This is a genomic window from Candidatus Thioglobus autotrophicus (assembly GCF_001293165.1).
Taxonomy (GTDB): domain Bacteria; phylum Pseudomonadota; class Gammaproteobacteria; order PS1; family Pseudothioglobaceae; genus Thioglobus_A; species Thioglobus_A autotrophicus.
The window spans coordinates 1,180,403-1,204,813 of sequence record NZ_CP010552.1 but is presented as its reverse complement, the minus strand read 5'-3'; the positions used below and the strand labels follow the sequence as shown (position 1 = coordinate 1,204,813).

The window sequence follows — 24,411 nt, the reverse complement described above, 5'->3', positions numbered from 1 at the left end:
TTGTAATTTTTAGACTTATTCCAAACTGACTTATGTCAATTTCAGACTTAGATGCAAGCGCCTCTTTCCAAAATTTAATCTTAAAGCTGCAAACTTTTTGGGCGTCCAAAGGTTGTACTTTACTGCAACCTTTTGATATGGAAATGGGCGCTGGTACCTTTCATCCAGCAACCTTTTTAAGGGCTATAGGTCCCGAGCCTTGGAAAGCAGCTTATGTGCAGCCTTCACGCCGCCCAACAGATGGGCGTTATGGTGAAAATCCAAACCGCCTGCAACATTACTACCAGTTCCAAGTTATTCTAAAACCCTCGCCCAAGGATATTCAAGATTTGTATTTAGAGTCTTTGGCTGAAATTGGTATCGACCTGGCAAAACACGATGTGCGTTTTGTAGAGGACAACTGGGAATCGCCAACACTTGGCGCCTGGGGTTTGGGCTGGGAAATTTGGCTAAACGGCATGGAAGTCTCGCAATTTACTTACTTCCAGCAGGTCGGTGGATTGGCTTGTAAGCCAGTTGCGGGCGAACTGACTTATGGTCTTGAGCGTTTGGCTATGTATCTTCAGGGTGTTGACAGTGTGTTTGATTTGGTTTGGACAGAAGGCGTGAGCTATGGCGATGTTTTCCACCAAAATGAAGTGGAGCAATCTACCTATAATTTTGAAATTGCAGATACCGATGTTTTATTTAAACAATTTGATGAAGCAGAAGCTATGAACGAGCAGTTGATTGAAAAAGCACTGCCTTATCCTGCGTATGAGCAGGTGATGAAAGCCTCTCATTTATTTAACTTGCTCGATGCCCGTCATGCTATTAGTGTGACAGATCGAGCGCGCTTTATTCGTCGCGTACGAGCTATGAGCCAAAAAGTCGCACAAACTTACCTTGACTCTCGAGAAGCATTGGGCTTTCCAATGGTGCAAGACAGCTAAAGCACCATGCAGATCTTTTCTAGACTTTATCAAAAAACCCTGGATTGGGCTCAAAGTCAATTTGCGATTTACTGGCTATCAATAGTTAGTTTTTTAGAATCCTCTATTTTGCCTTACCCGCCACCTGATATTATCTTGGCACCAATGGTGCTAAAGCGTCCTGAAAAGGCTTATTACTTCGCCTTAATCACAACTCTGTTTTCGGTTTTAGGCGGCTTGGTCGGTTATTTTTTGGGCGAAATTCTACTTAATTTCTTACTCACAACCGAACTCATTAAGCCCAATGCAATCTATGCGGTGAAAGATTTTTTTGATCAATACGGCATCTGGGTTGTTGGTGTGGCGGCGTTTAGCCCTATTCCTTATAAACTCGCCACCATTACCGCAGGTAGCATGGCCATGGCGCTTTTGCCGTTTATTGTGATTTCAATACTCGCACGTGGCGCACGCTACTATCTTGTAGCCAGTCTGGTTAAAACCTACGGTAGTCAATGTGATCAATGGTTGCAAAAATACATTGATCGTTTAGGCTACGGATTAATTGTTATTGTTATTTTTGGAGCTTGGTATGTTGGTTAAATTATTCAGTTTGGTTGTGTTACTATCACTCAGTGGGTGTTATTCTACAACACCCAAACAAGCTGTCATTGTTGTTGAAAAATCTAGCCATTTAGAGAATATTAATCAGCAACGTCTGACTATTCAGCCCAGTGAAAAAAATCACCGAACCGTAGATAAAAGTACGGCAAAAGTTAGTCAACAAAAATCTCAGCCTCAGCAAAAATCCAATCAACGCAAAACCTGGCGCACTCCAGTGAGCGCAAAAGTTAGCCAAACTTTCTCTAAAAAACACCAAGGCTTAACTTTTAACACGCAATCTGGGCAAAAAATTCGCGCCATTCGTAAAGGTAAAGTTATCTATATTGGTGACAAAATGAAAAGCCACGGCACCATGATTATTATTCGTCACCCATTGGGGTTTTATAGCACCTATACTCAAAGCCAGTCTTTGTCAGTTGCGGTTGGCGATCAAATTAGCAAAAATCAGGTTATTGCCAGCACTAATAGCCAGCCGTTTTACTTTGAAATGAAAAAATTCGAACAAACCATTGATCCGCTAAAATATCTAAAATAAAGACTAAAATATTGATTATGAATGATTTTTTACAAAATATGACACCCTACCAAGCCGTTGGTATTTTATTTGTTGTGGCACTGGTTGCGCATGTAATTCTTGGCTTCATCTTAAATCAGATTATCAAGCACACTGATAAAACTACAAATCAGCTCGATGATCATCTGATCAAATCCATTTCTACCCCACTTAAAGCTCTTATTTGGTTTGGCTGGATTTACTTCTCTATTGTCGCCTTTAAAGACCAAATTGAGGTGCTGGCTTCCGTGACTGAATATATTGACATCACCCCAATATTTATTATTACATGGGGCGTTGTGCGCGTGATTTCAGGCGTTGAAACCTACCTAATTGAAGATAACAATAACGTTGATAATGACTCTGTCAGATTATTCTCAAGACTCATTAAGATTTTGGTTATTGTTGCTATTTTGCTGGGGGTTGCTCAATTTCTAGGTTTTTCAATTTCAAGTCTACTAACATTTGGTGGTGTTGGCGGCATTGTTATGGGCTTTGCGGCTAAAGACATGCTAAGCAATATTTTTGGCGGCCTGATGATTCAAATGGATAAGCCTTTTTCTACCGGCGACTGGATTCGCTCTAGCGAGTTTGAAGGTACCGTTGAAAAAATTGGCTGGCGCATGACACGCATTCGCACTTTTAGCAAAAATCCAGTCTATATCCCTAATTCAATTTTCGCCTCAATCCCTATCGAAACACCCTCGCGCATGACCAATCGTCGCATTAATGAAGTGATTGGCATTCGCTATGATGACATTAAGCAAATGCCATTGATTGTAACCGAGGTTGAGAATATGCTGAAAATGCGCAAAGATATTGATCAAACTCAATCATTACGAGTGTACTTTAACTATTTTAATGCTTCATCAATTGATTTTAATCTCTACGCCTTCACCAATACAACTGGCAAGGGTGAATATCAAAAAATCAAGCAAGACGTCTTGCTTCAAGTGGCCAAAATTATTGAATCTCACCAAGCCGAGATTGCCTTCCCAACTCAAACGCTACATATTCAGAATAGCGCCGAATCGTAGTAGCAAGCCTTAATAATGAATAAATTACACATCCGCACTTTTGGGTGCCAAATGAATGAGTACGATTCTGACCAAATGGTCAACGTACTGAAACACTCACACAACTTAACACTCACGGATGAAGCGGGTGAGGCAGATGTACTACTACTCAATACATGCTCTATCCGTGAAAAAGCCCAAGAAAAACTATTCCATCAGCTGGGTCGCTGGCGCAAACTTAAAGAAAAAAATCCTAATTTAGTGATTGGTGTTGGTGGTTGTGTGGCCTCGCAAGAAGGTGAACTAATCCTTAAACGCGCACCGTATGTGGACATTATCTTTGGGCCGCAAACTCTACACCGTTTGCCGACAATGCTTAACGAAGTGTTGAATGACAAACAAACCAGTATTGATATCTCTTTTCCTGAGATTGAAAAATTTGACCACTTACCCGAGCCAGAATCAAACGGCGTTAGTGCGTTTGTTTCTATTATGGAAGGCTGTAGTAAGTATTGCACATTTTGCGTCGTACCTTACACACGTGGAGAAGAAGTTTCTCGCCCTTTTAATGACGTCATTAAGGAAGTAGGAATACTGGCCAAACAAGGCGTTCGTGAGGTTAATTTATTGGGTCAAAATGTTAATGCTTATCAAGGATTAATGGATGATGGAGAATTGGCTGATTTGGCATTTTTGATTAATATTGTTGCACAAATTGACGGCATTGATCGCATTCGCTACACCACCTCTCACCCAGTTGAATTTTCAGACTCACTCATTGAAGCTTACGCTGAGGTGCCTGAGCTAGTTTCACATTTGCACTTACCTATTCAAAGTGGCTCTGACAAAATTTTAGGGCTAATGAAACGCGGACATATGGCGCTCGAATACAAATCAAAGATCAGGAAATTACGTGAAATTCGACCTGATATTTCCATATCTAGTGATTTTATTATTGGCTTTCCAGGTGAAAATGATCAAGATTTTGAACAGACTATGAAGCTTATCGATGACATTGGTTTTGATAAATCTTTTAGTTTCATCTACTCTGCTCGCCCAGGTACGCCAGCGGGTAATTTTGTTGATGATGTTGATATGCAGGTGAAAAAAGATCGCCTAGCGCGCGTGCAAAAAACTATTGATGAATCAACCGAAGTTATTTCAAAATCCATGGTCGGTAGTGTGCAAAAAATATTAGTAGAAAATAAGGCTAAAAAAAGTGACGGCATGTTCGGACGCACTGAAAATATGCGCAATACACATTTTGCAGGCGATGAATCACTTATTGGTCAAATTGTTAATGTCAAGATCACCGCTGCTCGCGGCAATTCTTTAGTGGGTGAGCTGCTTAGTTAGCCTTGTGCGTCTCGAATGGGAATGAAATACGCCAAATAGTTTGCCCTTCTTGAATCTTAACATGCGCCAACCAATGCATGGTATCAAGCACACACAGTGACAAAAAACCCTTACCTATGTACTTTTCATCATCTATTTTATTGAGTAGGTAAGGAGGTAAGTGATGATCAATCTCAATGCCTTCAAAATTAACCGATATTTCATCTGCATCCAAGCCGTGCGTTAACACACTGAGTGATAGAGCTTGAGTGGTAGGAATGCCTTGTGGTGTAATACTAAACTCAATACTTTTATCGCCATCCAAGCCGACCATACAGATCGATTTTGATATTTGACACTTTGACACTTGAACATCATGGGTAACGGAGCGTTCATTCACCCATTGATATAGATAGCCACCAACGATAAGCAAGCTTGCCAAAATGGCCAGAAGGGCATTTCTATTCTTCAAAAGCTTTGATTAATAATTCGATATCATTAGCCATATCATCCACCTTATGCGGTGTTGGAAAACCAGCTAAAACTTGCCCATCGGGACTCATTAAATAGACTCTAGCCGTATGATTAATCACATAGCCCTTCTCTATTGCGTCATCAGGTAATGGCTCGTGCTTTTTAAGCGTTATTGGCTTGCCTGCTTCATCATAAACCACGCGCTCATAATACGCACCCAAATCCTTAACTAGTTGGTCAATTTGTTGGGTATCGCCTGATACACCGATAAACGCTTTATCAAAATGAGCAACATAGGTTTTCAGTACCTTGGGCGTATCTCTTAGAGGGTCAAATGTAATGGCAACGACTTTAGGAATAATAGCTGCGTGCTTATTTTTAAGCTGCGCTTTCAACATAGCCATATTGGCTAATTCCGTTGGGCAGACATCTGGGCAATGAGTATAGATAAACAACACCAGCGACCAATCACCCATAAGACTGTTATTATTAAACACATCGCCATTATGATCACTCAAAGAGAATGTAGATAACGGCCTCTGCGGATTATGCATGATTTGCGCTGCTGTTAATTTAGCATTTAAACTTCTATAATCTTTGCTACCGCTCAAAGAATAGAGTACTGCAGCTATCAACAAGATAGCCGCACCAGCCACCATAAAAAACTTAGCTCTCATTTAATGCATCGAATGATGTTGCATCATCATTCCTCCCTTTCTAACCAAAACTTGAATCGTTTGCGTACTGCCGTCATTAAACTTAAGACTCACGCTAACCTGCTCACCTTCACTTGGCACTTGCTCTGGTGCAATTAGCATAATATGCCAACTACCAGGCTTTAAGTGCAATTTAGCATGTGCAGGAATTGGCATAAACGCCTGTTTAACCATTTTCATAACACCATTACTATCAATTGTTCTGTGTAATTCAATGCGTTTATAGCCCTTAGTGTGAGCAGAAATTAGTCTAACCTCCTGATTAGTATTATTACTAATATTCATAAACAAGCCTAATGCAGGTGCATTAATAGGCGCTGAACGAATCCAGGGGTCTGTAATAGTGATTTGATGATTTACGTGATTGTTTTGGTGTGCGTGAGATGCGGCATTTGTCGCTGTTATACTGACGAATGCCACTAATATAAATAGTATTTTTTTAATATTGTTTAGCATGGTTTTTTCCTTTTAACTGTATAGTATTTATCCCACTATCAATCGTCAGTGGGATTGTAAAAATTTCTATTAGCTAAAAAGAGGTGGCGCACGAATGGCAAAAGATTGAGATAAATTACTTAATTGGGTATTTTTTTGAATCGCTGAGGTGTAAATTACACCCTCATCAACCCTGTTAATAGCACGCCCAGTATCTGGACTTATAACGTCTAGCGAGCTTAAAGCCAATAAGCAAATTGGACAATTTAAAGTATTAGAGTGCTTTTGTGGATTATTCGCTTCAATCCAAACTTGCTGATAACCTTGCAGGGTGCAAACAACAGCAAACTCCCCGTTCTTCTGTGACTCTGCAATCAGCGCTGAAGCTGCTGGAGATAACAGCTGAAACAGCATGACTAATATTGTCATACGAATAGCGTATAGGGATTTATTGCCCATCATTAAACGCATATTTATCTACTGCCCTTGTTATGTATTTTAATCATTGTATCATAACGTATTTTGAAATTCTAATAAGACAACTGTTTTTATTGTTGCCAGCAAAAATGCTAAAATATATTTTATGCATATCACTCTAGAAGTTAATAACACCGAGCAGCTCGCTAACGTTTGCGGATCATTTGATCGCCATTTAGAAACCATTGCCAAAAGTCTAAATGTGGACATTAACAATAAAGGCGAAGAGTTTGTTATACGCGGCGACAACAAACACTTGGCAGCTCGAATTTTGCAAGATTTAAGCGCCCTATCACAAACTCAAACAATTGAAGTTCATGACGTTGAAATGAGTTTAAAAGCTTACACAGAAGACGACTTACCTGGCGAATCAGTCAATATCAAAACTAAGCGCAAATTTATTCATGTGCGCTCAAAAAATCAACAACATTACGTCAAAGCCATTAAGGATCAAGATTGTACGTTTGGTATTGGCCCTGCGGGTACTGGAAAAACCTACCTCGCTGTTGCGCGCGCTGTTGAAGCGCTCGAACACTCAGATGTTAGACGCATTATATTGGTTCGACCTGCGGTTGAAGCGGGTGAGAAGCTTGGCTTTTTACCAGGTGATCTAACTGAAAAGGTAGACCCTTATCTACGCCCCATTTATGATGCATTATACGAAATGATGGGCTTTGATAAAGTCACCAAATTATTGGACAAAAACATTATTGAAGTAGCGCCTTTAGCTTTTATGCGCGGACGTACACTAAATGAAGCTTTTATCATTCTCGATGAAGCGCAAAACACGACCACCGAACAAATGAAGATGTTTTTAACGCGCATGGGTTTCGGCTCAAAAATGGTGATTACCGGTGATGTCACTCAAATTGACTTAGCTCGACCTAATCAATCAGGCTTACTACATGCAATGAAAGTGTTAGAAAGTGAGTCTAAGATTTCTTTTTGTCATTTTCATTCTCGAGATGTGGTGAGACACAAATTAGTCCAACGCATTGTGCAGGCTTACGAAATCTTTGAATAAGCTTGGAAAAATCATAGTTGGCTTATCGGGTGGTGTTGATTCATCAGTTGCCGCACTCATGCTGTTAGAACAAGGCTACGAAGTAGAAGCTTTGTTTATGAAAAATTGGGATGAGGATGATAAAGACGGCCACTGCACCGCCGAACAAGACTTATCAGATGCACAAAAAGTAGCCGACAAACTCGGCATAAAACTTCATAGTATTAATTTTTCGGCAGATTATTGGGAGGATGTTTTTGAACATTTTTTACAAGAGCACAAAAAAGGCAGAACCCCAAATCCAGATGTACTTTGCAATCAAAAAATAAAATTTAAGGTTTTTCTTGAACACGCTCTGTCACTAGGGGCTGACAAAATTGCCACAGGCCACTACGCTAGAATTACACAAGACAATGGTGAATACCAACTTAGAGCTGGACTGGACGATAGCAAAGATCAAAGCTATTTCTTGCATCTTTTAAATCAAAACCAACTGAGTAAAAGTTTGTTTCCGTTGGGAGAAATTAGCAAAACTGACGTGCGCGCACTGGCCAAAAAACATGATTTAATCACAGCTGATAAAAAAGACTCCACTGGAATTTGTTTTATTGGGGAGCGTAATTTTTCACAATTTTTACAAACTTATCTACCTAAACAGCCGGGCAATATAGTTGATGAGCATGGAAATTTTATCAAACACCATCAAGGTTTGGCTTTTTATACTATTGGCCAAAGAAAAGGCTTGGAAATTGGCGGCGGCTTTAGTGACTCGCCAGAGCCTTGGTTTGTCGCCGATAAGCACATCGATACTAATGAGCTTTTAGTGGTCCAGGGTAATCATCCGCTTTTATATCACCAGACGCTCGCCACTTCCAATCTACATTGGATTGGAACTCCGCCAAACTTACCCCTTGATTGCCAGGCTAAAATTCGTTACCGACAAGCTTCACAAAATTGCCAGGTTATTAGCTACGGTGATTCACTAAAGGTTATTTTCGAACTTCCACAAAGAGCGATAACGCCTGGGCAATCTGTGGTGTTTTATCAAGCAGACATTTGCCTAGGTGGCGCCATTATTGAACAAAGGAACTATGAATAAAATAGAAAATCAAACGCTAGCCCTTGCAGGTATTTTACAAAGTGCAGCATTAGTTGATCAGCTCGCTTCAAATGGTAGCTGCCATAACGAATGCGCTAGTGCCAGCCTCGGTAGTATCGTCAACACTAGCTCGAATGTAGTGGATATTTTTAACTCACAAAAACAACTGTCTATTGGCATCTCCACCTTGAAAGCGGTGTTAGGTAAAAAAACAAAATCCATGCAAGTTATTACTTTCTACACTTTGTCGCTGATTAATCTAGAAAAGAAGTTGATGAAAAATCCCGCCTTGCTGGATACTATTACTGCTGAGATCAATACCCTTAACAAACAAGCGTTCTTTGAAATTACGCATACCAATTCTATTGCTCGCTTGGGTGAGTTATACAAATCAACCCTAGGCGAGCTCAACCCTAGGATCATGGTCAAGGGTGAGCAAGTGTATTTATCCAATCAACGTACTGCGGACCATATTAGAGCACTGCTATTATCTGGCATACGAGCAGCTTCTTTATGGAGATCTCAAGGTGGCAAAACCTGGCATTTACTCATCAAGAAGCGCAAGATACTCAAGACTATAGATTTAATAGAGAGCGCTACTAACTCGCCAGAAAATCTCGCACAATCCTAGTCATTTAAATTTTAAATTTTTACTAGACTTTTTCTCACTAAGACTTTATAATTACGCCTTTAATTATTTTAATCCTTATATAACACAATGGCCAATTCAGCAGGTTCAAAAAAACGCGCAAGACAAGCAACAAAACGTAACAAGCATAATTCTCAAATTCGCGCTAAAGTACGTACTTTCATCAAAAAAGTCTCTTATGCACTAGAAGCTGGTAACAAAGAAGAGGCTCAAGGTGGTTATGTTGAAATGCAAAAAATGATTGACCAGTCAGTTAGCAAGGGTCTTATGCATAAAAATCAAGCGGCTAGAAAGAAGGCTCGTATTAATGCACAAATTAAAGCTCTGTAAAAAACTTATTTAACATTGCTATAATTAAGCCCTCTTTTGAGGGCTTTTTTAATGTACAAACCAAATCATGATCAACGACGACGATAAACAACTGTTTAGAGCCAGTGTTGATGCCAATGCGCCCATTGATAAAGATAGCACTAGGCAAGTAGCTCACCAAGCTAATCAGCCAGCCTTCACTGCTTACAGCTATATTACTGAAGCGCGATTAAACGGCTCAGAGATCGTAGCTTACGCTAAAGGCGGCCTATCACCAAAAATCATCAAAAAAATGAAACGCGGCGATATTGGTTACACACCAACACTAGACCTTCATGGACAGACGGTAGTTGAAGCTTGTGAATCAATGAGTCAGTTTATGCATCATCATCAGCATGAAGAGTTTGTTCATATTATTCATGGCAAAGGTTATCACTCTGAAAATGGTATGAGTATTTTAAAAACCCAGGTTGTTAGCTTCCTAAGTCAACATCCTCAAGTGCTTGCTTTTAATTCTTGTCCTGATAAAGATGGTGGTACAGGAGCGGTATTCGCCCTGCTTAAACACTAGCCTATGTTTAATTTAGATGAAATTTATAGTGTCTCTAACTTCTTATCGTTGTGTAATAAAACAGTTGAGAATAATATTCCAACTTGCTGGCTACAAGGAGAAATATCTAACTTAGCGCGTCCTGCTTCTGGACACTGGTACTTCTCATTAAAAGACAACAAAACTCAAGTTCGTTGCGCTCTATTTCGTCTCAATCAGCGCAATGTTAAATTTACACCTGAAAATGGCATGGAGATTTTGGTACGCGCCGCACCCACCTTGTACGAGGCGCGAGGAGATTTTCAACTGATTGTTCAACAGATTGAACCTGTTGGCGTGGGCAATCTTAATCTTGCCTTTGAACAATTAAAAAGTAAGCTTACTGATGAAGGCTTGTTTGATCCTTCCCATAAAAAAATACTACCTACTCAAGTCAACACGATTGGTGTTATCTCTTCATCTACAGGCTCTGTTATTCAAGATATTATCAAGGTGCTTAACAAGCGCTACCCTTTTGCTGATATTTTATTATTTGACAGCGTCGTTCAAGGACAAGGTGCGGCTGCAAAAATCGAGCAAGCTATTATTGCAGCAGACAATTCTCAGCGCTGTGATGTGCTAATTATTGCTCGTGGCGGTGGGTCATTGGAAGATTTATGGGCTTTCAATGAAGAATCATTGGCCCGCATTATCTACCATGCTAAAACGCCTATTATTAGTGCTATTGGTCATGAAACAGATACCACTATTGCTGATTTTGTTGCTGACGTACGTGCACCGACACCGAGTGCTGCTGCCATGCTGGCCACCCCTGATAAATTAGAATTGCTTTCTCGTGTGGTAAAATTATCAAGCCTATTACGCCAGCAGATTGCTCAAAATCAACAACGTCAACAAGCCTATCTTGATCAGCTCCAACTGAGAATTATCACACCTGATAGGCAACTCAACTATTTGTCTCAACAACTGGATTACTTATCACATCGCCTAGGGAATATCATTACCAGTATTGTTGACAGCCAAAAATTTAAACTGGGTAGCTTGTCTTCCAACTTGAAACAACACTCACCAGAGGCGCAAATTAAACACGCCATAACTCTTAATCAGCTATCAGCTAAACGCCTAAATCAGCAAATCAGTCAGCTGATCCAACATCACAAACAAACACTTGTACAGTTAAACATTCGACTTAAAAATGCAACGCGGCAATTGATTAATCAACAAAAAAACCAACTCGCCAACCATGCATATGCGCTCGAGCATCTATCCCCTCTCAGCACTCTATCTAGAGGGTATAGTATTACCACCAATACCAAGCAACAAGTACTCACATTAACAACCCAGGCTCAATCCGGACAAACCATCCAAACGCGCCTAAGTGATGGCGTTATTTATTCTAAGGTGGAAAAAATTGAAAAAAATTAAACTCTTACTTCTGCTACTTTTGCCACTAACTGTTATGGCAAATCTAACGATTAAAAACACCCCTGTACCAGGCGGTGTTGCCGTAGTTGATTTTTATACCAACCACAGCAATCCAAAAGCTTTTTACAGTCAAGTTCCGGTCTACATTCAACACCTTAACGATACGCATTGGCAAGCGCTCATTGGTATTCCTTTACTAGCCAAAACAGGCGATAAGCAACTTACCATTAAAGACTTTTCCACACGCCAAATCACTTTTAAAGTTGGAGAGCATGCCTATCAAGAGCAGCATATTACCCTCAGCGGAAAAAATAAAAAATATGTTAATCCTAATTTGTCACACATGGATAGAATCAAGCAAGAGCGCCCAATTCTATCCAAAGCTCGTAAAACCTTCTCAGATGCCAGTATTCAAGAATCTGCCTTTATGCGCCCTGTTCCAGGTGTAACCACTAGTCCTTTTGGCTTTAAGCGCTTTTACAATGGGCAAGCTCGACGCCCACACACAGGCTTAGATTATGCCGGAGAAACTGGTGCTAACATTAAAGCCTCGGCGAGTGGCAAAGTCATCATTAGTGATGAATTTTTCTTTAATGGTAATACTGTCTTTATTGACCATGGACAGGGACTGATTAGCGTTTATATTCATTTAAACAAACGCCTAGTTGAAGCTGGTCAGATCGTCAAACAAGGTGATATTATTGGTACAATAGGTCAAACAGGCAGAGCGACAGGACCGCACCTACATTTTGGCATTTACCTTAACCAAACCGTAATCAACCCCAACCTACTGATAAATAATGAAATCTAATGTCTCTTTATTTCGCCGTTTAGGCGCTATGTTTTACGATACCTGCCTAGCTTTTTCCTTGGTCTTTTTTATAGGCTTGGTGACCAATGCTTTATTTGGCGGCATGGGTGATGCTTTTTTCTACTTAATTACCCTGCCAAGTATTTATTTATACTTTACTATTTCTTGGGTTAAAGGGCGTCAAACCATTGGTATGAAAGCTTGGAAATTTCAAGTCATCCAGCCCAATCAGCAAAGCATCACTCATCAACAGGCTTTCGTGCGGTTTCTGGCAGGATTTATCTCATTTTTAACATTAGGTAGTGGCTTTATATACCAACTTTTTAATCAAAATAACCTAGCTTGGCACGACAAAATTTCCCATACCTTATTGGTGAAAAATTGACTTACGTCAAGAAAGGCAAAAAGATCTGTGATATAATATTTTTAATTAATTAATGAATTCATCAAGGGATAAAGACATGAGCTCAACAGTCGATAACAGTAGTGCAAAAGGCAATATTTTAATGATCAGCACATTGGCAGTTTCTTTAGTTGCGCCATTAGCCTTGATTATCCTTTCATACATTGAAGTTATTACTGGAACAGCAGAGTGGATTGCTGCTTTCGGCGTCATCGCCTCTACTATTTATATTATTGGCGGCTCAATTTGGATGTTTGCGCAAGATGCTAAAGATGGTCAAAATCTTGCTGACGGCTAATACCTTAAGTCACAACATTGAACATTAACTCTCTAAAAAAGCCAAATAGTTTATTTGGCTTTTTTTATCGCTACTGGATTAGTATTATTTTGCTGGTTGTGCTAGTTGCACTCATTCGTCAGAACTTTGTTGTTAACTCCTTTCCTTTTGACGTGTACGATAAACAAGCCGTGCTTGAGCAAAATCTTACTACTAACCAACAACTGAAACAAGATAACTCAAAGCTCCAGCTAGAGCTCAACGCAAAATCAGATCAAAAATTAGAAATTTTAGAGTCTATGGCTCGACAAAAATTTGGCCTAATTAAACCGGGTGAAAAATACTACCAAATCAGCATTTCTGATCAAGATTAAAACCAGCGTCGCTTGGGTATAATAAAAAATAATCTAGTTTAATTTCAAACCTTATGTCAACTGATCATTGCTATCTTGTTGTACCCGCCAGTGGCGTTGGAACGCGGATGCAGGCGACTGTTTCAAAGCAGTATTTACAACTAGATAATGGTCTTAGCGTTCTTGATCAAAGCCTATCAACCTTACTCAATATTGAAAAAATAAAAGGCTGTGTGGTGGCAATTTCAAAACAAGATACTTTATTTGAATCATCTAAATATTGTCACCATCCCAAACTTTTATCAGTCGTTACTGGCGGCAAAGAACGCTACCACTCAGTCATCAATGCACTTAATGCACTTAAGCCTTTTGTTCAAGATAACGATTGGGTTTTGGTCCATGATGCGGCCCGACCTTGTATTAAAGCTGACGATGTTGAAAATCTTATTCAACAGCTTGAAGGTCAAGAAATTGGCGGATTGTTAGCAACCAAAGTCGTTGATACTATTAAAAAAGCAAGCCATCAAAAGGCTGAATCTACAGTCGATAGAAGCAATCTTTGGCAAGCGCAAACACCTCAGATGTATCGATTTGGCTTACTATTAAAAGCTCTCAATAGCGCTCATAGTGATGGCGTCAACATAACAGATGAAGCTAGCGCAATTGAACACATGGGCTGGAATTCTTTGTTAGTTGAATCCTCAAAAACCAATCTAAAAATTACTAATCCTGAAGACTTGGCTTTAGCCAATTTTTATCTAACCCAAACCCAAATCTCATGAAATTCAAAACCGGCCTAGGACAAGATTCACATGCTTTTGAAAACAATAGTAAAACTCTATTATTGGCAGGCGTTGACTGTAAGTATGCCCAAGGTTTACGTGCAAATAGTGATGGCGATGTAGTGCTTCACGCTCTAACCAACGCGGTTTCCTCTATCACTGGTGTCAATATACTGGGTGAAAAAGCAGACAATCTTTGTCAACAAGGGGTAACAGATAGCCGTGAATATCTTAAGCTTGCCTTACAAGATTTAAATACTTGGCAAGTACAACATATCGCCATCTCTATTGAATGTTTGACGCCAAAGATTTCACCATTTATGGCTGATATGAAAAAAAATATCGCACAATTATTTGACATCTCTACAGATGATATTGGTATCACAGCAACTACTGGCGAGGGTTTGAGTGCTTTTGGTAAAGGCGAAGGCATTCAAGTGTTATGCATTATAAGCGTCATACAAGCATGAACAATTTAAGACAAGTATCCAGGTCTAGAATCCATAAAATTCATTTTATTGGCATTGGTGGATCCGGTATGAGTGGTATTGCAGAGGTATTACACAACCTTGGTTATCAAATTTCTGGCTCGGATCTTCAGCAAAATAATATTACCGATAGACTCTCAAAAATGGGCTGTAAAATTAGCTATCAACATCATGCGAAAAATATTAGTGATGTACAAGCAGTCGTCATTTCTAGTGCTATCAGCGCCAGCAACCCTGAGTTAAAAAAAGCTCAACAACTGCATATTCCTGTTGTTCCTAGGGCGGAAATGTTGGCCGAAATTATGCGTTTTCGTTTTGGTATTGCTATTGCCGGAACCCATGGAAAAACCACTACAACCAGTATTATTGCTCACATTCTAAATCAGGCTGAGCTCGATCCTACTTATATTATTGGCGGTATTTTAAATTCTAATGGTGTTAATGCTAAATTAGGTGCGAGCGATTACTTAATTGCAGAAGCGGATGAATCTGATGCTTCTTTTCTGCATCTGCAACCGATGTTAAGCGTTATTACCAATGTTGACCAAGATCATATGGAAACTTATGATAACAACTATCAGCAATTAAAAGATACGTTTGTCAGTTTCACTTCAAATTTACCTTTTTACGGTGCCTGTATTCTATGTAGTGACGATCAAGGTGTGAGTGATATTATTGCTGACATTCATCGCCCTGTGATCAGCTACGGGTTTAATTCAAAGGCTGATATACGTGCTGTTAATGTTAAGCAAGTTGGCATGCAAATGCATTTTGATGTTGTTTACACTCGTGATCACCCAAAATATAATCAACCCTTCTCAATACAGCTTAATCTAATTGGCAGACATAATATTCTTAACACCTTAGCGGCTATTGGTGTTTGCTGTGAGCTTGATATTGATATTGATATTATTCAATCTGCACTGAGTCATTTTTCTGGCGTTGCTAGAAGGCTAGATTACCATGGCCAACTAAAGATTCAGCAACATTCTCTTGATCTATTTGATGATTATGGACACCACCCTGTAGAAATTAGCGCTATTTTTGACTCACTCAAAAATACCTATCCCGATAAGCGCCTGGTGGTTATTTTTCAGCCACATCGCTATTCAAGAACCCGAGATCTATTTGATGATTTTGCACGTATTTTAAGCCAGGCAGATGGCTTAATTTTGCTAGATATCTACCCGGCTAGTGAAGAGCCTATTGCTCAAATTAGCAGTTCAACCTTAGCAGAATCCATTAGAAAGCGTTCAACCTTAAATCCAGTTGTTATTAAAGATGCGCAAGAAGTTTTAAAGGTATTACCTCATATGATTAATCAAAATGATGTAATACTAACCTTGGGTGCAGGCGATATTCACAAAGTACCTGGTCTATTAAAATCAAATTATGGTTGAATTATCAACGTGCTAAAACATAGTGAACCAATGGCTTCACACTGCTCTTTACGCGCAGGTGGAATGGCGCAAGATTTGTTTATGCCAGAAAGCATTCAAACACTCGCTCAATTTCTACAGTCAAATACCAAACCGGTTTTATTGCTCGGATTGGGTAGTAACCTCCTAGTTCGTGATTCAGGGTTTGATGGTGTTGTCATCAAGCTAACTCAGCTTAAATCTCTACACATTAGTCAAACTCACATAACGGCAGAGGCTGGTGTAACGCTCGCCAAATTATCCAGATTTGCACAAGAGAAAAACCTATATGGTGCGGAGTTCCTAAGCGCCATTCCTGGCACAATTGGTGGCGCATTGGCTATGAATGCCGGTGCCTTTGGTTCGGAATTTTGGCAGTTTGTTAAGTGTGTGAATACTATGAATACCTCAGGGGAAGTGTTTCAGCGTCAGCCAGCTGATTTTGACATTGGTTATCGCCAGGCAACGCCAACCCATTCTCATGAATTTTTTATTTCTGCAGAATTGGTGTTTAATCAAAAACCTTCTAATCAGAATATTCAACAACTTTTACAAAAAAGAAACAACACTCAGCCTATTGGCTTACCAAGTTGTGGCAGTGTTTTTAAAAATCCAGCCAAGCATTATGCCGCTGAGTTGATTGAAAAGTCTCAGTTGAAAGGGTTTTGTATTGGTGGTGCTTGTGTATCGAATAAACATGCCAACTTTATTATCAACCATCAGCATGCTAGCGCTGCTGATATTGAAAACTTAATCCTTCATATCCAACAAACCGTAAAATCAAATTTTGATATTGATTTAGAAACCGAGCTAAAAATTATATGATTGCAGTATTAATGGGTGGCAACTCTGCTGAACGAAAAGTGTCTTTAGATAGTGGAGAGGCTGTTTACCAAGCATTAAAATCTCAACACATTGCCTGCTTTAAATTTGACTGGCATGGTGACAACCTAAACAACCTCTGGTCGCAAAAATTTGACTTAGCCTTTATTGTCTTACATGGTCGCGGTGGTGAAGATGGGGTGATACAAAAACAACTGGAAGATCGTCATATTGCCTATACTGGCTCCAATTCAACTGCCAGTGCAAATGGCATGGATAAACACCTATGCAAAGAAATTTGGCAGTCTGAAAACCTGCCTTTGGCGGCTTCTGTTCTAGTCAATAAAGAGTCTCAACTGCCTGATATTAACTTCCCTCTGCCTTGGGCGGTTAAGCCGGCTTCAGAAGGATCTAGCATCGGCATTAGCAAAGTCACCAATCGCTCGCAACTCGACAGTGCTCTAACACTTGCTCAGCGCTATGATGACAAAATATTAATTGAACAGTGGATTGCAGGAGAAGAGTATACGGTTGCCATATTGGGTAATAAGACTCTGCCTGTCATTAAAATTGTCACCGACCAGGACTTTTATAATTATGAATCCAAATACCTATCAAACACCACTCAATACCTTTGCCCCTGCGACTTAAGCAAAGAACAAGAAAACCAATTACAAAAAATTGCACTAAAAGCTTTTCAAGCGATCAATGCAACAGGCTGGGGGAGAGTCGACTTTATTCTAGATAAGCATAACGCACCTTGTTTATTAGAAATTAACACGGTTCCTGGTATGACCTCTCATTCGCTAGTGCCAATGGCTGCTAAAGCAGCAGGCATTACCTTTGAACAACTGGTTCAACAAATTATCGATGAAGCTTAAAAGTAAAAACCGGCATAGACGGTCTTTTTCTCAATATTTAAGATTGTGGCTTAAACCAGCCATCTTGATTCTAATCATGGCAATCATCGGCTGGAGTGCCACCCATTACAATCCGCGTGAATTACTAAAAGTGGATATCAATTGGACAATAGATCGCAGCGATCTCGTTAATATAGAAGCACTCGAACAACAAATAAAGTCATTAATCAATGAGGCTTACCAACTCGATTTACATGAAATTAAATACGTATTAGAGCGGCACCCTTGGGTGCAATACGCCCAAGTAAAACGCTTGTTTTGGGATGCTATTGGGATCAATATAACCACACACCAGATTGCTACTCATTGGCAGAATATTGCTTGCAATCAAACCACTGAATCAAAAAAATGCCAAGGCTATATCACCACCGAAGGTGTGTTAATTACGCCTAAAAACTTATCCTATCAGTCTAATTCTCAAGAAAGCGAGCCTCTAGCACTACTTAAATCTAATCACAGCCCAGAGCAAAGTACTGCACTTTTTAAAGATTATCGTACCTATCAAACCATCTTGGCAGAGATGAAAATTCTTTCTTTAGCAAGAAGTAATATTGATCGTTTAACCATTAAGCCAAACATGACGGTTATCCTTGGCTACAACAATCAGCAACAACGACTAAAAAACTTTATTAAAATTTATCAAAAATTGAGACAGAAAATATCCCTCAAAAAACTACATAAGATGACTTATGATATGCGCTATCCAAAAGGCTTTACGCTGAAGTATTAGCCTTTTGAATTAATTGATAACATAATGCCAAATTAACCAAGCCCCAGTAAAAGAGAATTATCTTAACTCCCCACCCAAAAGCCTCTGGCAAACCTACAGCATTAAACAATGCTGTGAAAATCATACCAATTAAAGCAGGAATAATAGCTTGCAATAAAAACAAATTAGTCTGAGAAGCAAAACTTAATTGCCATTTATATTTTGAAGGCTGGTTAGTGGCAATATTAATAAAATTAAGGGTAATTGGCATAATTAAAAAATAAATAATTAGTTGTAAAAAGCCAATACCTGTCAGCATAACAGGCACCGTAGTCACAAACCCAATAAAAAGCGTTAAACCAATAAATCTAAAAATTTGACGAATATTAAAAATTGGCGATAAAGCCACAACGCTCTGCTCACCCAATACAACCAAACGATACATATTAACTGACAACATGATGTAGCCATATAAAAAAAACAGCAAATATATAGGGGTATTGTCTGGCAATATCACCTCGCTCAGATCCCCGCCTTGAAAGACCATTTCCATCAACTCAAGCATTTGCGGCAATATCATTAATAATGGCAGTGAAATAGCCACTGGAAGAATCGAGATTTCAGCAATCTTTTTCCAATGCGTAAGCGCAAAGGCAAAACTGGCTAAGATAATTTTATTGATAGGAAGTATATTCATAATATTTATTTCATTTTTGAATTAATAACATTAACCATAATAGTTAGTCTTTGGCCTGGCTGCAGGGGTTTATTACTAAGCTGATTCCAGTGTTTAATCTGTTTAACACTCACTCCAAACTTAAGCGCAATAACTGATAAATTATCGCCACTTTTTACCCGGTAAACCACTTTTCTATCAATATCAATACCCAGTGAAGTAACCGACGATAAATCTTTATTTGATGCAACGTTAGCTTGCCAAAGCACTAATTTTTTGCCTAATTTTAAAGGCTCTGAGCGCTTAATATGGTTCCATTTAATAAGTTGATTAATACTAACTTGATATTGCCTAGAAATTGACCATAAACTATCTCCCGCTTTAACAAGGTGAATAACTTTGCGTCCCGCTTTATTCGCATTTAAACGAGATTTTTCTCGCTCAGATTCTGATGATGAATAGGCTTTAGCACCTTTTTTAGCAATAGGTACAATTAAATAATCACCCGCTTTAATCAAGTGATCTTCTAACTGATTGACACTGATAATTTGACTGGTGGTAGTTGCATATTGCTGTGCAATCATACTCAAGCTATCCCCCTGCTTAACTAGGTGACGTATCCATTTTAGTCGAGCCATATCTGGGTTGCCAAGCATAGCCTTCTTAAACAAGTCCATGTTCTTATTAGGCAGCAACAAAGTATAAGAACCTTTGTTAGGCGTTGCCCAACGCTTTAAACCAGGATTTAAAGTGTACAAATCCTCCAACTCTACAGCAGACCATTCGGCAATTAAAGCCAAGTCAAATTGAGTTTTTAGTCGAATGGAGCGCAAAATAGCTTTATTCTCAACAGGTGTAATAGTCTGTGCATATTTTTCAGGATGCTTGATTAGCTCGGTCACCGCTAACAGTCTAGGCACATAACCTTTGGTTTCACTCGGCAATTTCAAATGCCAGAAGTCAGTTGGCTTACCTTGTTTTTTGTTATCTCGGATGGCCCTTTGCACACGCCCTGGGCCAGAGTTATAAGCCGCAATAGCTAGCAACCAGTCACCTTTAAACAGCTTATTTAAATTTTTCAAATATTTTACTGCTGCCTTGGTAGAGGCTAGCACATCACGTCTCGCGTCATACCACCAGTTATCCCTTAAACCATAAAGCCTGCCTGTCGATGGAATAAACTGCCAGAGTCCAGACGCTGTACCGTGGGAATATGAAAATGGATAATACGCAGATTCCACAATAGGTAGTAGGGCAATTTCAAGTGGCAATCCTGCTTTTTCAACCTCTTGCACAACTAAATGCAAATAAGGATTGGCGCGCTTGGTAATACGCGTTAAATAATCAGGATGTTTTTTAAACCAATCGATATGCCAATACAATTGTTTTTGACTCGGCGCTTTTAAGGTTGATCTATTGGTAATATAACGCCAAAGATCTTTTTCAGCAATCGATTTAACACTCGCCATTTGTGGTGCGTCAGTTTTGCTTAACTGGCTTATTGCATTGTTTGTTTGAGAGCTGCAAGCACCCAAAAACAAAAAGCTAGCAAATAGAGATTGTTTAATCACTCTTAAGATTGACTACCACCTGCACAGTTTGGAGAGCTGGGAGCGCTGCCTTTTAGTTGCCACTCATCGGGTGTGTAAGTATGCATCGCCAGTGCATGAATATGATCCAATTCTTCTTTAAATAGTTGGTTGATAAAGCGATGTCTGGCAATTAATGTCAAATCTTTAAAATAATCACTCACAACAATCAACTTAAAATGTGACTGTGTTGCTGGCCCAGAATGATTGGCAGACTCATTAATCACTTCTAAATAACTTGGCGCTAGAGCCACTTGGAGCTGCTGCGTTAAATGCTGTTGCAAATCATTCATACACTACTCACTTGATGGGCGAAATCAAAACTATCATTAAAGAAATTTTTCTCGAACATGCCTTTTTTAACAAAGGTATTAGCAGCAGATTTAACCATCTCTGGCGGTCCACAAGCATACACTTCGTAATTAGTTAATGTTTCAAAATCCGTTAAAACCGCATCATGAACATAGCCTACTCGACCCTGCCAATTGTCATCTGGCATGGACAATACAGGTACAAAATTAATATAGTCAAATTTCTCAGCCCACTCATTAGGTAGTGACATGTATAAATCTTGCTCACTTCTCGCTCCCCAATAAATATCAATTTTTCTTCGACTACCAGATTCAATAGCATGCTCAACCATAGCCTTTACAGGGCCAAACCCTGTGCCACCAGCAATCATGATCATAGGCTTTTCACTATCTTCTCTTAAATAAAAACTTCCTTTAGGGCCTTGGATTTTTAACAAGGATTTTTCTTGCATTTCATTAAACACAAAATTGGTAAATTTGCCCCCTGAGATCAGACGCACGTGCAGTTCAATAATGCCAGTATTATGCGGCGCATTAGCAATAGAAAAAGCACGTGGCTCAAAATCAGGGTGAATTAAATCTATATATTGACCAGCTAAATATTGCAGCGCCTCATTACCTGGAATTTTCAAAACAACTTTGGCCACATCCTCGTTTAAATGCTCTATCTTAGCCACTTTACAAGGCAGTGTTTTAACTTCAATATCTGCAATACTTTCAAGCTCTGTAACCACAATTGACACATCTGTTTTGGCATAACACTTACATGGCAAAATCATATTGTCGCTAACCTCTGCAGGCGTAATTCCAGGCGGAATACCTTCTAAATAACCCACTTCACCTTCCATAAGTGTCGCTTTACACTTGCCACAAAAGCCATTTTGACACCCGTAAGGAAACCCCAGGCCATGACTAATAGCGCCATCGAGAATGGTTTCGTCTTGTGCAACTTCAAAGCGATTACCGCTCACTTGATTTTCTACTGTAAACATGACTTTATTCTATCAATATTTTTAATGCTGACATTATAATCTAGGTTAGTTATGAAAAATACTTACTAATACAAGGATCTTTGTGCTCAATCCACCAACTAACACTGTGCTTTTTTTAATGGGCCCTACCGCCTCAGGCAAGACAGATCTGGCCATTAAAATTAGCCAAAAAATCAAATCCAGACTGATTAGTGTCGATTCTGCATTAATTTATCAAGGCATGGACATTGGTACCGCTAAACCTGATGCAGCAACCCTTAGCGCCCACCCTCATTACTTGATTAACATCTGCAAACCTAGCGATGCTTATTCGGCTCAAGATTTTATTACCGATGCTAAGGCGCAAATTGAGCTGGCTTTTAATAACGGTGAGCTTCCTATTTTGGTCGGCGGCACTTCATTTTATTTCAATGCTTTAGAGCACGGCTTATCTGATCTACCTGAATCCACACCAGAATCACGAGAAAAATATAACCAGCTACTCAAAACAAAAGGCGTGGCAGCATTACACCAAGATTTGCAAAAAATCGACCCTATAGCCGCTGAAAGAATTCATGCTCACGATGCACAACGTATTACCCGTGCTCTGGAGGTTTTTGATATTAGTGGCCAGACCCTCACAAAACTTCAGGGGAAAAAACAAGGTGGGCTAAATTACACGATTAAAAAAATCATCCTAATGCCTGATCGCTCTGAATTGCACCAGCGTATTCAAACTCGGTTTCATTTAATGATGGAGCAAGGCTTCATAGAAGAAGTAAAAACTTTAAAAGCCAAACCAGAACTACATCAAGACCTGCCTTCAATTCGTTGCGTTGGCTATCGACAAGCTTGGCAATTTTTAAATAAGGAAATTGATGAAGCAGAAATGATTGAAAGATCGATTATTGCTACACGCCAGTTGTGTAAGCGTCAAAGTACTTGGCTAAAAAATGAGACTGAAGGCTTAACGCTGAAAGCTGCAGATCTTGAAAAATCTGTTAACTTTATTCAGCAATAGCGCGTTTAAATTCACGACCTCGTTGCTCAAAATTATCAAACATATCAAAACTTGCACAGGCTGGGGATAACAGTACCACACCCTTGTTAATCATACCTCTAGCCAAAGCAACTGCTTCATGCATATTTTGAGCATGAAGCGTTTTTGCTGTGTGAATACCGCGCTCAAAATACATCGCACTTCGACCAATTAAGACCACACCAAATACATTTTGATCAACCAGCTTAAAAAACTCAGAATAATCTTCATCTTTAGCCATACCGCCTGCAATTAAAACAATATTTTCATGTTTATCAATCAGAGCTCTAAGCGCTGTCATGCTAGCCAAAGCATTGGTTGCTTTTGAATCGTTATAAAATGCAATACCCTGCTGATCTGTCACCCATTCTAATCGATGCTCAAGCCCTTTAAAAACCTTAACACAATCAGTCATTAAAGTCATATCTAAGCCAATTTGATCGCCCAGTGCTAATGCGGCTAAAATATTGGCCACATTATGCTCACCAATTAGCTGCATTTCATCCACACCCATTAGCACATCGTCACCCTTTAAAAAATAACAACTACCATGGCAAGTAACGGTGCCGAAATCTTGCTCTTGTTTTGGAATACTAATACCAAAATAAACAGCTGAATCTTGCTTAGGAACAAGTGGCTCATCAATATTAACAACCGATTGCTGACAATATTGATACAAGCTTAGCTTCGAGTTTATATACTGTTCAAAACTGTCATATCGATCCAAATGATCAGGGGTTATGTTAAGCACCACACCCGTTAATAAATTCAGATTTTTGCTGTAATCCAGCTGATAGCTTGATAACTCTAACACATAAAATTCAACCGTCTCATCCAGACACTCTAAGGCTGGTGTACCGATATTACCACCCACTGCTACTTTTTGACCACTAGCCTGAATCATCTCTCCGAGTAGCTGAGTGACTGTTGACTTACCATTCGAGCCAGTAATGCCAATAACAGGTGCTTGGGCATACCTAGAAAATAATTCAATATCACTAACAACCTCGATACCTCTGTCCAATGCCCATACAACAATCGCTTCGCGTTTGGCAATACCTGGGGAGATAAAAATTTCATCAACGCCTTCAAGTACAGAATCATCCCAATCACCTAAAGAAAGCTCCACTACTGGAAATTCTAATAAAAACTCAGCTAATAAGGGTGGCGCTTGTCGAGAGTCGGCCACTTTAAATGCAATTTCTTGTTGCTGTAAAAAGCGTGCAATGGAAAAACCGGTCACTCCTAAGCCTAAAACTAGTTTCATGC

Annotated in this window: 31 protein-coding genes; 22 read left to right on the top strand and 9 right to left on the bottom strand. The window is 39.5% G+C overall.

From position 1 onward, the window contains the following. Nucleotides 1-32 precede the first annotated feature (32 nt). Genes glyQ through miaB form a run of 5 tightly spaced genes read left to right on the top strand, consistent with a single transcriptional unit; the run spans nt 33 to nt 4,457 of the window. Complete coding sequence (gene glyQ, locus SP60_RS06520) at nt 33-932, top strand: glycine--tRNA ligase subunit alpha (protein WP_053951854.1); 900 nt, start codon at nt 33-35, stop codon at nt 930-932. Nucleotides 933-938: 6 nt separating this feature from the next. Further along, the gene (locus SP60_RS06515) at nt 939-1,511 is read left to right on the top strand and encodes a YqaA family protein (RefSeq protein WP_053951853.1); all 573 of its coding nucleotides are present in this window, start codon (nt 939-941) and stop codon (nt 1,509-1,511) included. Further along, the gene (locus tag SP60_RS06510; RefSeq protein ID WP_053951852.1) at nt 1,501-2,067 is read left to right on the top strand and encodes a M23 family metallopeptidase; all 567 of its coding nucleotides are present in this window, start codon (nt 1,501-1,503) and stop codon (nt 2,065-2,067) included. Before SP60_RS06515 ends, SP60_RS06510 begins: the two co-directional genes overlap by 11 nt. A gap of 17 nt (nt 2,068-2,084) precedes the next feature. Further along, the gene (locus SP60_RS06505) at nt 2,085-3,122 is read left to right on the top strand and encodes a mechanosensitive ion channel family protein (RefSeq protein WP_053951851.1); all 1,038 of its coding nucleotides are present in this window, start codon (nt 2,085-2,087) and stop codon (nt 3,120-3,122) included. Nucleotides 3,123-3,134: 12 nt separating this feature from the next. Then, nucleotides 3,135-4,457 (top strand): tRNA (N6-isopentenyl adenosine(37)-C2)-methylthiotransferase MiaB, encoded by a 1,323-nt coding sequence (miaB, locus tag SP60_RS06500; RefSeq protein WP_144418601.1) that lies wholly within the window; start codon nt 3,135-3,137, stop codon nt 4,455-4,457. On the opposite strand, the gene SP60_RS06495 is transcribed toward miaB, so the two are convergent. The 4 genes from SP60_RS06495 to SP60_RS06480 form a co-directional block, all read right to left on the bottom strand. Then, on the bottom strand, nt 4,450-4,908 hold the full coding sequence (locus SP60_RS06495; protein ID WP_053951849.1) for a hypothetical protein: 459 nt from the start codon (nt 4,906-4,908) through the stop codon (nt 4,450-4,452). The genes miaB and SP60_RS06495 overlap by 8 nt on opposite strands. Further along, nucleotides 4,898-5,587: an SCO family protein gene (locus tag SP60_RS06490; RefSeq protein ID WP_053951848.1), complete on the bottom strand. Its 690-nt coding sequence runs from the start codon at nt 5,585-5,587 to the stop codon at nt 4,898-4,900. Before SP60_RS06490 ends, SP60_RS06495 begins: the two co-directional genes overlap by 11 nt. Further along, nucleotides 5,588-6,082, bottom strand: a complete 495-nt coding sequence (locus SP60_RS06485; RefSeq protein ID WP_053951847.1) for a copper chaperone PCu(A)C — start codon at nt 6,080-6,082, stop codon at nt 5,588-5,590. Nucleotides 6,083-6,151: 69 nt separating this feature from the next. Further along, nucleotides 6,152-6,523, bottom strand: a complete 372-nt coding sequence (locus tag SP60_RS06480; protein WP_144418600.1) for a hypothetical protein — start codon at nt 6,521-6,523, stop codon at nt 6,152-6,154. Between the two features lie 121 nt (nt 6,524-6,644). Between SP60_RS06480 and SP60_RS06475 the strand changes: the two genes are divergently transcribed. The 16 genes from SP60_RS06475 (at nt 6,645) to SP60_RS06400 (ending at nt 18,577) form a co-directional block, all read left to right on the top strand. Further along, nucleotides 6,645-7,562, top strand: coding sequence for a PhoH family protein (locus tag SP60_RS06475; RefSeq protein WP_053951845.1), 918 nt, complete (start codon nt 6,645-6,647; stop codon nt 7,560-7,562). Continuing rightward, entirely contained in the window at nt 7,555-8,640 is a 1,086-nt protein-coding gene (gene mnmA / locus SP60_RS06470) for a tRNA 2-thiouridine(34) synthase MnmA (RefSeq protein WP_053951844.1), read from the top strand. Before SP60_RS06475 ends, mnmA begins: the two co-directional genes overlap by 8 nt. Next, the gene (gene hflD / locus SP60_RS06465) at nt 8,633-9,271 is read left to right on the top strand and encodes a high frequency lysogenization protein HflD (protein WP_053951843.1); all 639 of its coding nucleotides are present in this window, start codon (nt 8,633-8,635) and stop codon (nt 9,269-9,271) included. The genes mnmA and hflD overlap by 8 nt, the downstream gene beginning before the upstream one ends. An 87-nt stretch (nt 9,272-9,358) precedes the next feature. Then, nucleotides 9,359-9,619: a 30S ribosomal protein S20 gene (gene rpsT, locus SP60_RS06460; protein WP_053951842.1), complete on the top strand. Its 261-nt coding sequence runs from the start codon at nt 9,359-9,361 to the stop codon at nt 9,617-9,619. A 67-nt stretch (nt 9,620-9,686) separates the two neighbouring features. After that, complete coding sequence (locus tag SP60_RS06455; RefSeq protein WP_053951841.1) at nt 9,687-10,169, top strand: Smr/MutS family protein; 483 nt, start codon at nt 9,687-9,689, stop codon at nt 10,167-10,169. 3 nt (nt 10,170-10,172) lie between these two features. Continuing rightward, entirely contained in the window at nt 10,173-11,573 is a 1,401-nt protein-coding gene (gene xseA, locus SP60_RS06450) for an exodeoxyribonuclease VII large subunit (protein WP_053951840.1), read from the top strand. Further along, nucleotides 11,560-12,384, top strand: coding sequence for a peptidoglycan DD-metalloendopeptidase family protein (locus tag SP60_RS06445; protein WP_233487248.1), 825 nt, complete (start codon nt 11,560-11,562; stop codon nt 12,382-12,384). Before xseA ends, SP60_RS06445 begins: the two co-directional genes overlap by 14 nt. Then, a complete protein-coding gene (locus SP60_RS06440) occupies nt 12,374-12,769 on the top strand; it encodes an RDD family protein (protein ID WP_053951838.1) in 396 nt (131 codons plus the stop codon). The genes SP60_RS06445 and SP60_RS06440 overlap by 11 nt, the downstream gene beginning before the upstream one ends. A 52-nt stretch (nt 12,770-12,821) precedes the next feature. Further along, nucleotides 12,822-13,085 (top strand): hypothetical protein, encoded by a 264-nt coding sequence (locus tag SP60_RS06435; protein ID WP_144418599.1) that lies wholly within the window; start codon nt 12,822-12,824, stop codon nt 13,083-13,085. Nucleotides 13,086-13,102: 17 nt separating this feature from the next. Continuing rightward, nucleotides 13,103-13,438 carry an FtsB family cell division protein gene (locus SP60_RS06430; RefSeq protein WP_053951836.1) on the top strand — a complete coding sequence of 112 codons (336 nt, stop codon included), beginning with the start codon at nt 13,103-13,105 and terminating at the stop codon, nt 13,436-13,438. A gap of 53 nt (nt 13,439-13,491) precedes the next feature. Further along, on the top strand, nt 13,492-14,199 hold the full coding sequence (gene ispD, locus SP60_RS06425) for a 2-C-methyl-D-erythritol 4-phosphate cytidylyltransferase (RefSeq protein WP_053951835.1): 708 nt from the start codon (nt 13,492-13,494) through the stop codon (nt 14,197-14,199). Beyond that, a complete protein-coding gene (ispF, locus tag SP60_RS06420) occupies nt 14,196-14,669 on the top strand; it encodes a 2-C-methyl-D-erythritol 2,4-cyclodiphosphate synthase (protein WP_053951834.1) in 474 nt (157 codons plus the stop codon). The genes ispD and ispF overlap by 4 nt, the downstream gene beginning before the upstream one ends. Beyond that, the gene (gene murC / locus SP60_RS06415) at nt 14,666-16,087 is read left to right on the top strand and encodes a UDP-N-acetylmuramate--L-alanine ligase (RefSeq protein ID WP_053951833.1); all 1,422 of its coding nucleotides are present in this window, start codon (nt 14,666-14,668) and stop codon (nt 16,085-16,087) included. Before ispF ends, murC begins: the two co-directional genes overlap by 4 nt. Nucleotides 16,088-16,117: 30 nt before the next feature. After that, nucleotides 16,118-16,930 (top strand): UDP-N-acetylmuramate dehydrogenase, encoded by an 813-nt coding sequence (murB, locus tag SP60_RS06410; RefSeq protein ID WP_053951832.1) that lies wholly within the window; start codon nt 16,118-16,120, stop codon nt 16,928-16,930. Next, nucleotides 16,927-17,808 carry a D-alanine--D-alanine ligase gene (locus tag SP60_RS06405; RefSeq protein WP_053951831.1) on the top strand — a complete coding sequence of 294 codons (882 nt, stop codon included), beginning with the start codon at nt 16,927-16,929 and terminating at the stop codon, nt 17,806-17,808. The genes murB and SP60_RS06405 overlap by 4 nt, the downstream gene beginning before the upstream one ends. A 76-nt stretch (nt 17,809-17,884) precedes the next feature. After that, entirely contained in the window at nt 17,885-18,577 is a 693-nt protein-coding gene (locus SP60_RS06400) for a cell division protein FtsQ/DivIB (RefSeq protein WP_158403349.1), read from the top strand. Here SP60_RS06400 and SP60_RS06395 read toward each other — a convergent pair. Genes SP60_RS06395 through SP60_RS06380 form a run of 4 tightly spaced genes read right to left on the bottom strand, consistent with a single transcriptional unit; the run spans nt 18,561 to nt 22,124 of the window. Beyond that, a complete protein-coding gene (locus SP60_RS06395) occupies nt 18,561-19,253 on the bottom strand; it encodes a hypothetical protein (RefSeq protein ID WP_053951829.1) in 693 nt (230 codons plus the stop codon). The genes SP60_RS06400 and SP60_RS06395 overlap by 17 nt on opposite strands. A gap of 5 nt (nt 19,254-19,258) precedes the next feature. Then, nucleotides 19,259-20,803: a LysM peptidoglycan-binding domain-containing protein gene (locus SP60_RS06390; RefSeq protein WP_233487246.1), complete on the bottom strand. Its 1,545-nt coding sequence runs from the start codon at nt 20,801-20,803 to the stop codon at nt 19,259-19,261. 2 nt (nt 20,804-20,805) lie between these two features. Then, nucleotides 20,806-21,114, bottom strand: coding sequence for a BolA family protein (locus SP60_RS06385; RefSeq protein ID WP_053951828.1), 309 nt, complete (start codon nt 21,112-21,114; stop codon nt 20,806-20,808). After that, a complete protein-coding gene (locus tag SP60_RS06380) occupies nt 21,111-22,124 on the bottom strand; it encodes a CDP-6-deoxy-delta-3,4-glucoseen reductase (RefSeq protein WP_053951827.1) in 1,014 nt (337 codons plus the stop codon). Before SP60_RS06380 ends, SP60_RS06385 begins: the two co-directional genes overlap by 4 nt. 118 nt (nt 22,125-22,242) lie before the next feature. Between SP60_RS06380 and miaA the strand changes: the two genes are divergently transcribed. Next, nucleotides 22,243-23,124 carry a tRNA (adenosine(37)-N6)-dimethylallyltransferase MiaA gene (gene miaA, locus SP60_RS06375; protein WP_053951826.1) on the top strand — a complete coding sequence of 294 codons (882 nt, stop codon included), beginning with the start codon at nt 22,243-22,245 and terminating at the stop codon, nt 23,122-23,124. On the opposite strand, the gene murD is transcribed toward miaA, so the two are convergent. Beyond that, nucleotides 23,111-24,409, bottom strand: a complete 1,299-nt coding sequence (gene murD / locus SP60_RS06370; protein WP_053951825.1) for a UDP-N-acetylmuramoyl-L-alanine--D-glutamate ligase — start codon at nt 24,407-24,409, stop codon at nt 23,111-23,113. The two genes, miaA and murD, sit on opposite strands and share 14 nt — an antisense overlap. Nucleotides 24,410-24,411: the final 2 nt, after the last annotated feature.

Coding starts and splice junctions, on each gene's coding strand:
- SP60_RS06510 (WP_053951852.1), top strand. CDS start 1,501: ATGTTGGTTAAATTATTCAGTTTGGTTGTGTTACTATCACTCAGTGGG.
- SP60_RS06455 (WP_053951841.1), top strand. CDS start 9,687: ATGATCAACGACGACGATAAACAACTGTTTAGAGCCAGTGTTGATGCC.
- SP60_RS06440 (WP_053951838.1), top strand. CDS start 12,374: ATGAAATCTAATGTCTCTTTATTTCGCCGTTTAGGCGCTATGTTTTAC.
- SP60_RS06485 (WP_053951847.1), bottom strand. CDS start 6,082: ATGCTAAACAATATTAAAAAAATACTATTTATATTAGTGGCATTCGTC.
- ispF (WP_053951834.1), top strand. CDS start 14,196: ATGAAATTCAAAACCGGCCTAGGACAAGATTCACATGCTTTTGAAAAC.
- SP60_RS06380 (WP_053951827.1), bottom strand. CDS start 22,124: ATGTTTACAGTAGAAAATCAAGTGAGCGGTAATCGCTTTGAAGTTGCA.
- SP60_RS06405 (WP_053951831.1), top strand. CDS start 16,927: ATGATTGCAGTATTAATGGGTGGCAACTCTGCTGAACGAAAAGTGTCT.
- glyQ (WP_053951854.1), top strand. CDS start 33: ATGTCAATTTCAGACTTAGATGCAAGCGCCTCTTTCCAAAATTTAATC.
- SP60_RS06505 (WP_053951851.1), top strand. CDS start 2,085: ATGAATGATTTTTTACAAAATATGACACCCTACCAAGCCGTTGGTATT.
- SP60_RS06480 (WP_144418600.1), bottom strand. CDS start 6,523: ATGATGGGCAATAAATCCCTATACGCTATTCGTATGACAATATTAGTC.
- rpsT (WP_053951842.1), top strand. CDS start 9,359: ATGGCCAATTCAGCAGGTTCAAAAAAACGCGCAAGACAAGCAACAAAA.
- SP60_RS06515 (WP_053951853.1), top strand. CDS start 939: ATGCAGATCTTTTCTAGACTTTATCAAAAAACCCTGGATTGGGCTCAA.
- SP60_RS06395 (WP_053951829.1), bottom strand. CDS start 19,253: ATGAATATACTTCCTATCAATAAAATTATCTTAGCCAGTTTTGCCTTT.
- SP60_RS06435 (WP_144418599.1), top strand. CDS start 12,822: ATGAATTCATCAAGGGATAAAGACATGAGCTCAACAGTCGATAACAGT.
- murD (WP_053951825.1), bottom strand. CDS start 24,409: ATGAAACTAGTTTTAGGCTTAGGAGTGACCGGTTTTTCCATTGCACGC.
- SP60_RS06490 (WP_053951848.1), bottom strand. CDS start 5,587: ATGAGAGCTAAGTTTTTTATGGTGGCTGGTGCGGCTATCTTGTTGATA.
- murC (WP_053951833.1), top strand. CDS start 14,666: ATGAACAATTTAAGACAAGTATCCAGGTCTAGAATCCATAAAATTCAT.
- hflD (WP_053951843.1), top strand. CDS start 8,633: ATGAATAAAATAGAAAATCAAACGCTAGCCCTTGCAGGTATTTTACAA.
- SP60_RS06475 (WP_053951845.1), top strand. CDS start 6,645: ATGCATATCACTCTAGAAGTTAATAACACCGAGCAGCTCGCTAACGTT.
- SP60_RS06385 (WP_053951828.1), bottom strand. CDS start 21,114: ATGAATGATTTGCAACAGCATTTAACGCAGCAGCTCCAAGTGGCTCTA.
- murB (WP_053951832.1), top strand. CDS start 16,118: ATGGCTTCACACTGCTCTTTACGCGCAGGTGGAATGGCGCAAGATTTG.
- ispD (WP_053951835.1), top strand. CDS start 13,492: ATGTCAACTGATCATTGCTATCTTGTTGTACCCGCCAGTGGCGTTGGA.
- SP60_RS06400 (WP_158403349.1), top strand. CDS start 17,885: ATGGCAATCATCGGCTGGAGTGCCACCCATTACAATCCGCGTGAATTA.
- miaA (WP_053951826.1), top strand. CDS start 22,243: ATGGGCCCTACCGCCTCAGGCAAGACAGATCTGGCCATTAAAATTAGC.
- xseA (WP_053951840.1), top strand. CDS start 10,173: ATGTTTAATTTAGATGAAATTTATAGTGTCTCTAACTTCTTATCGTTG.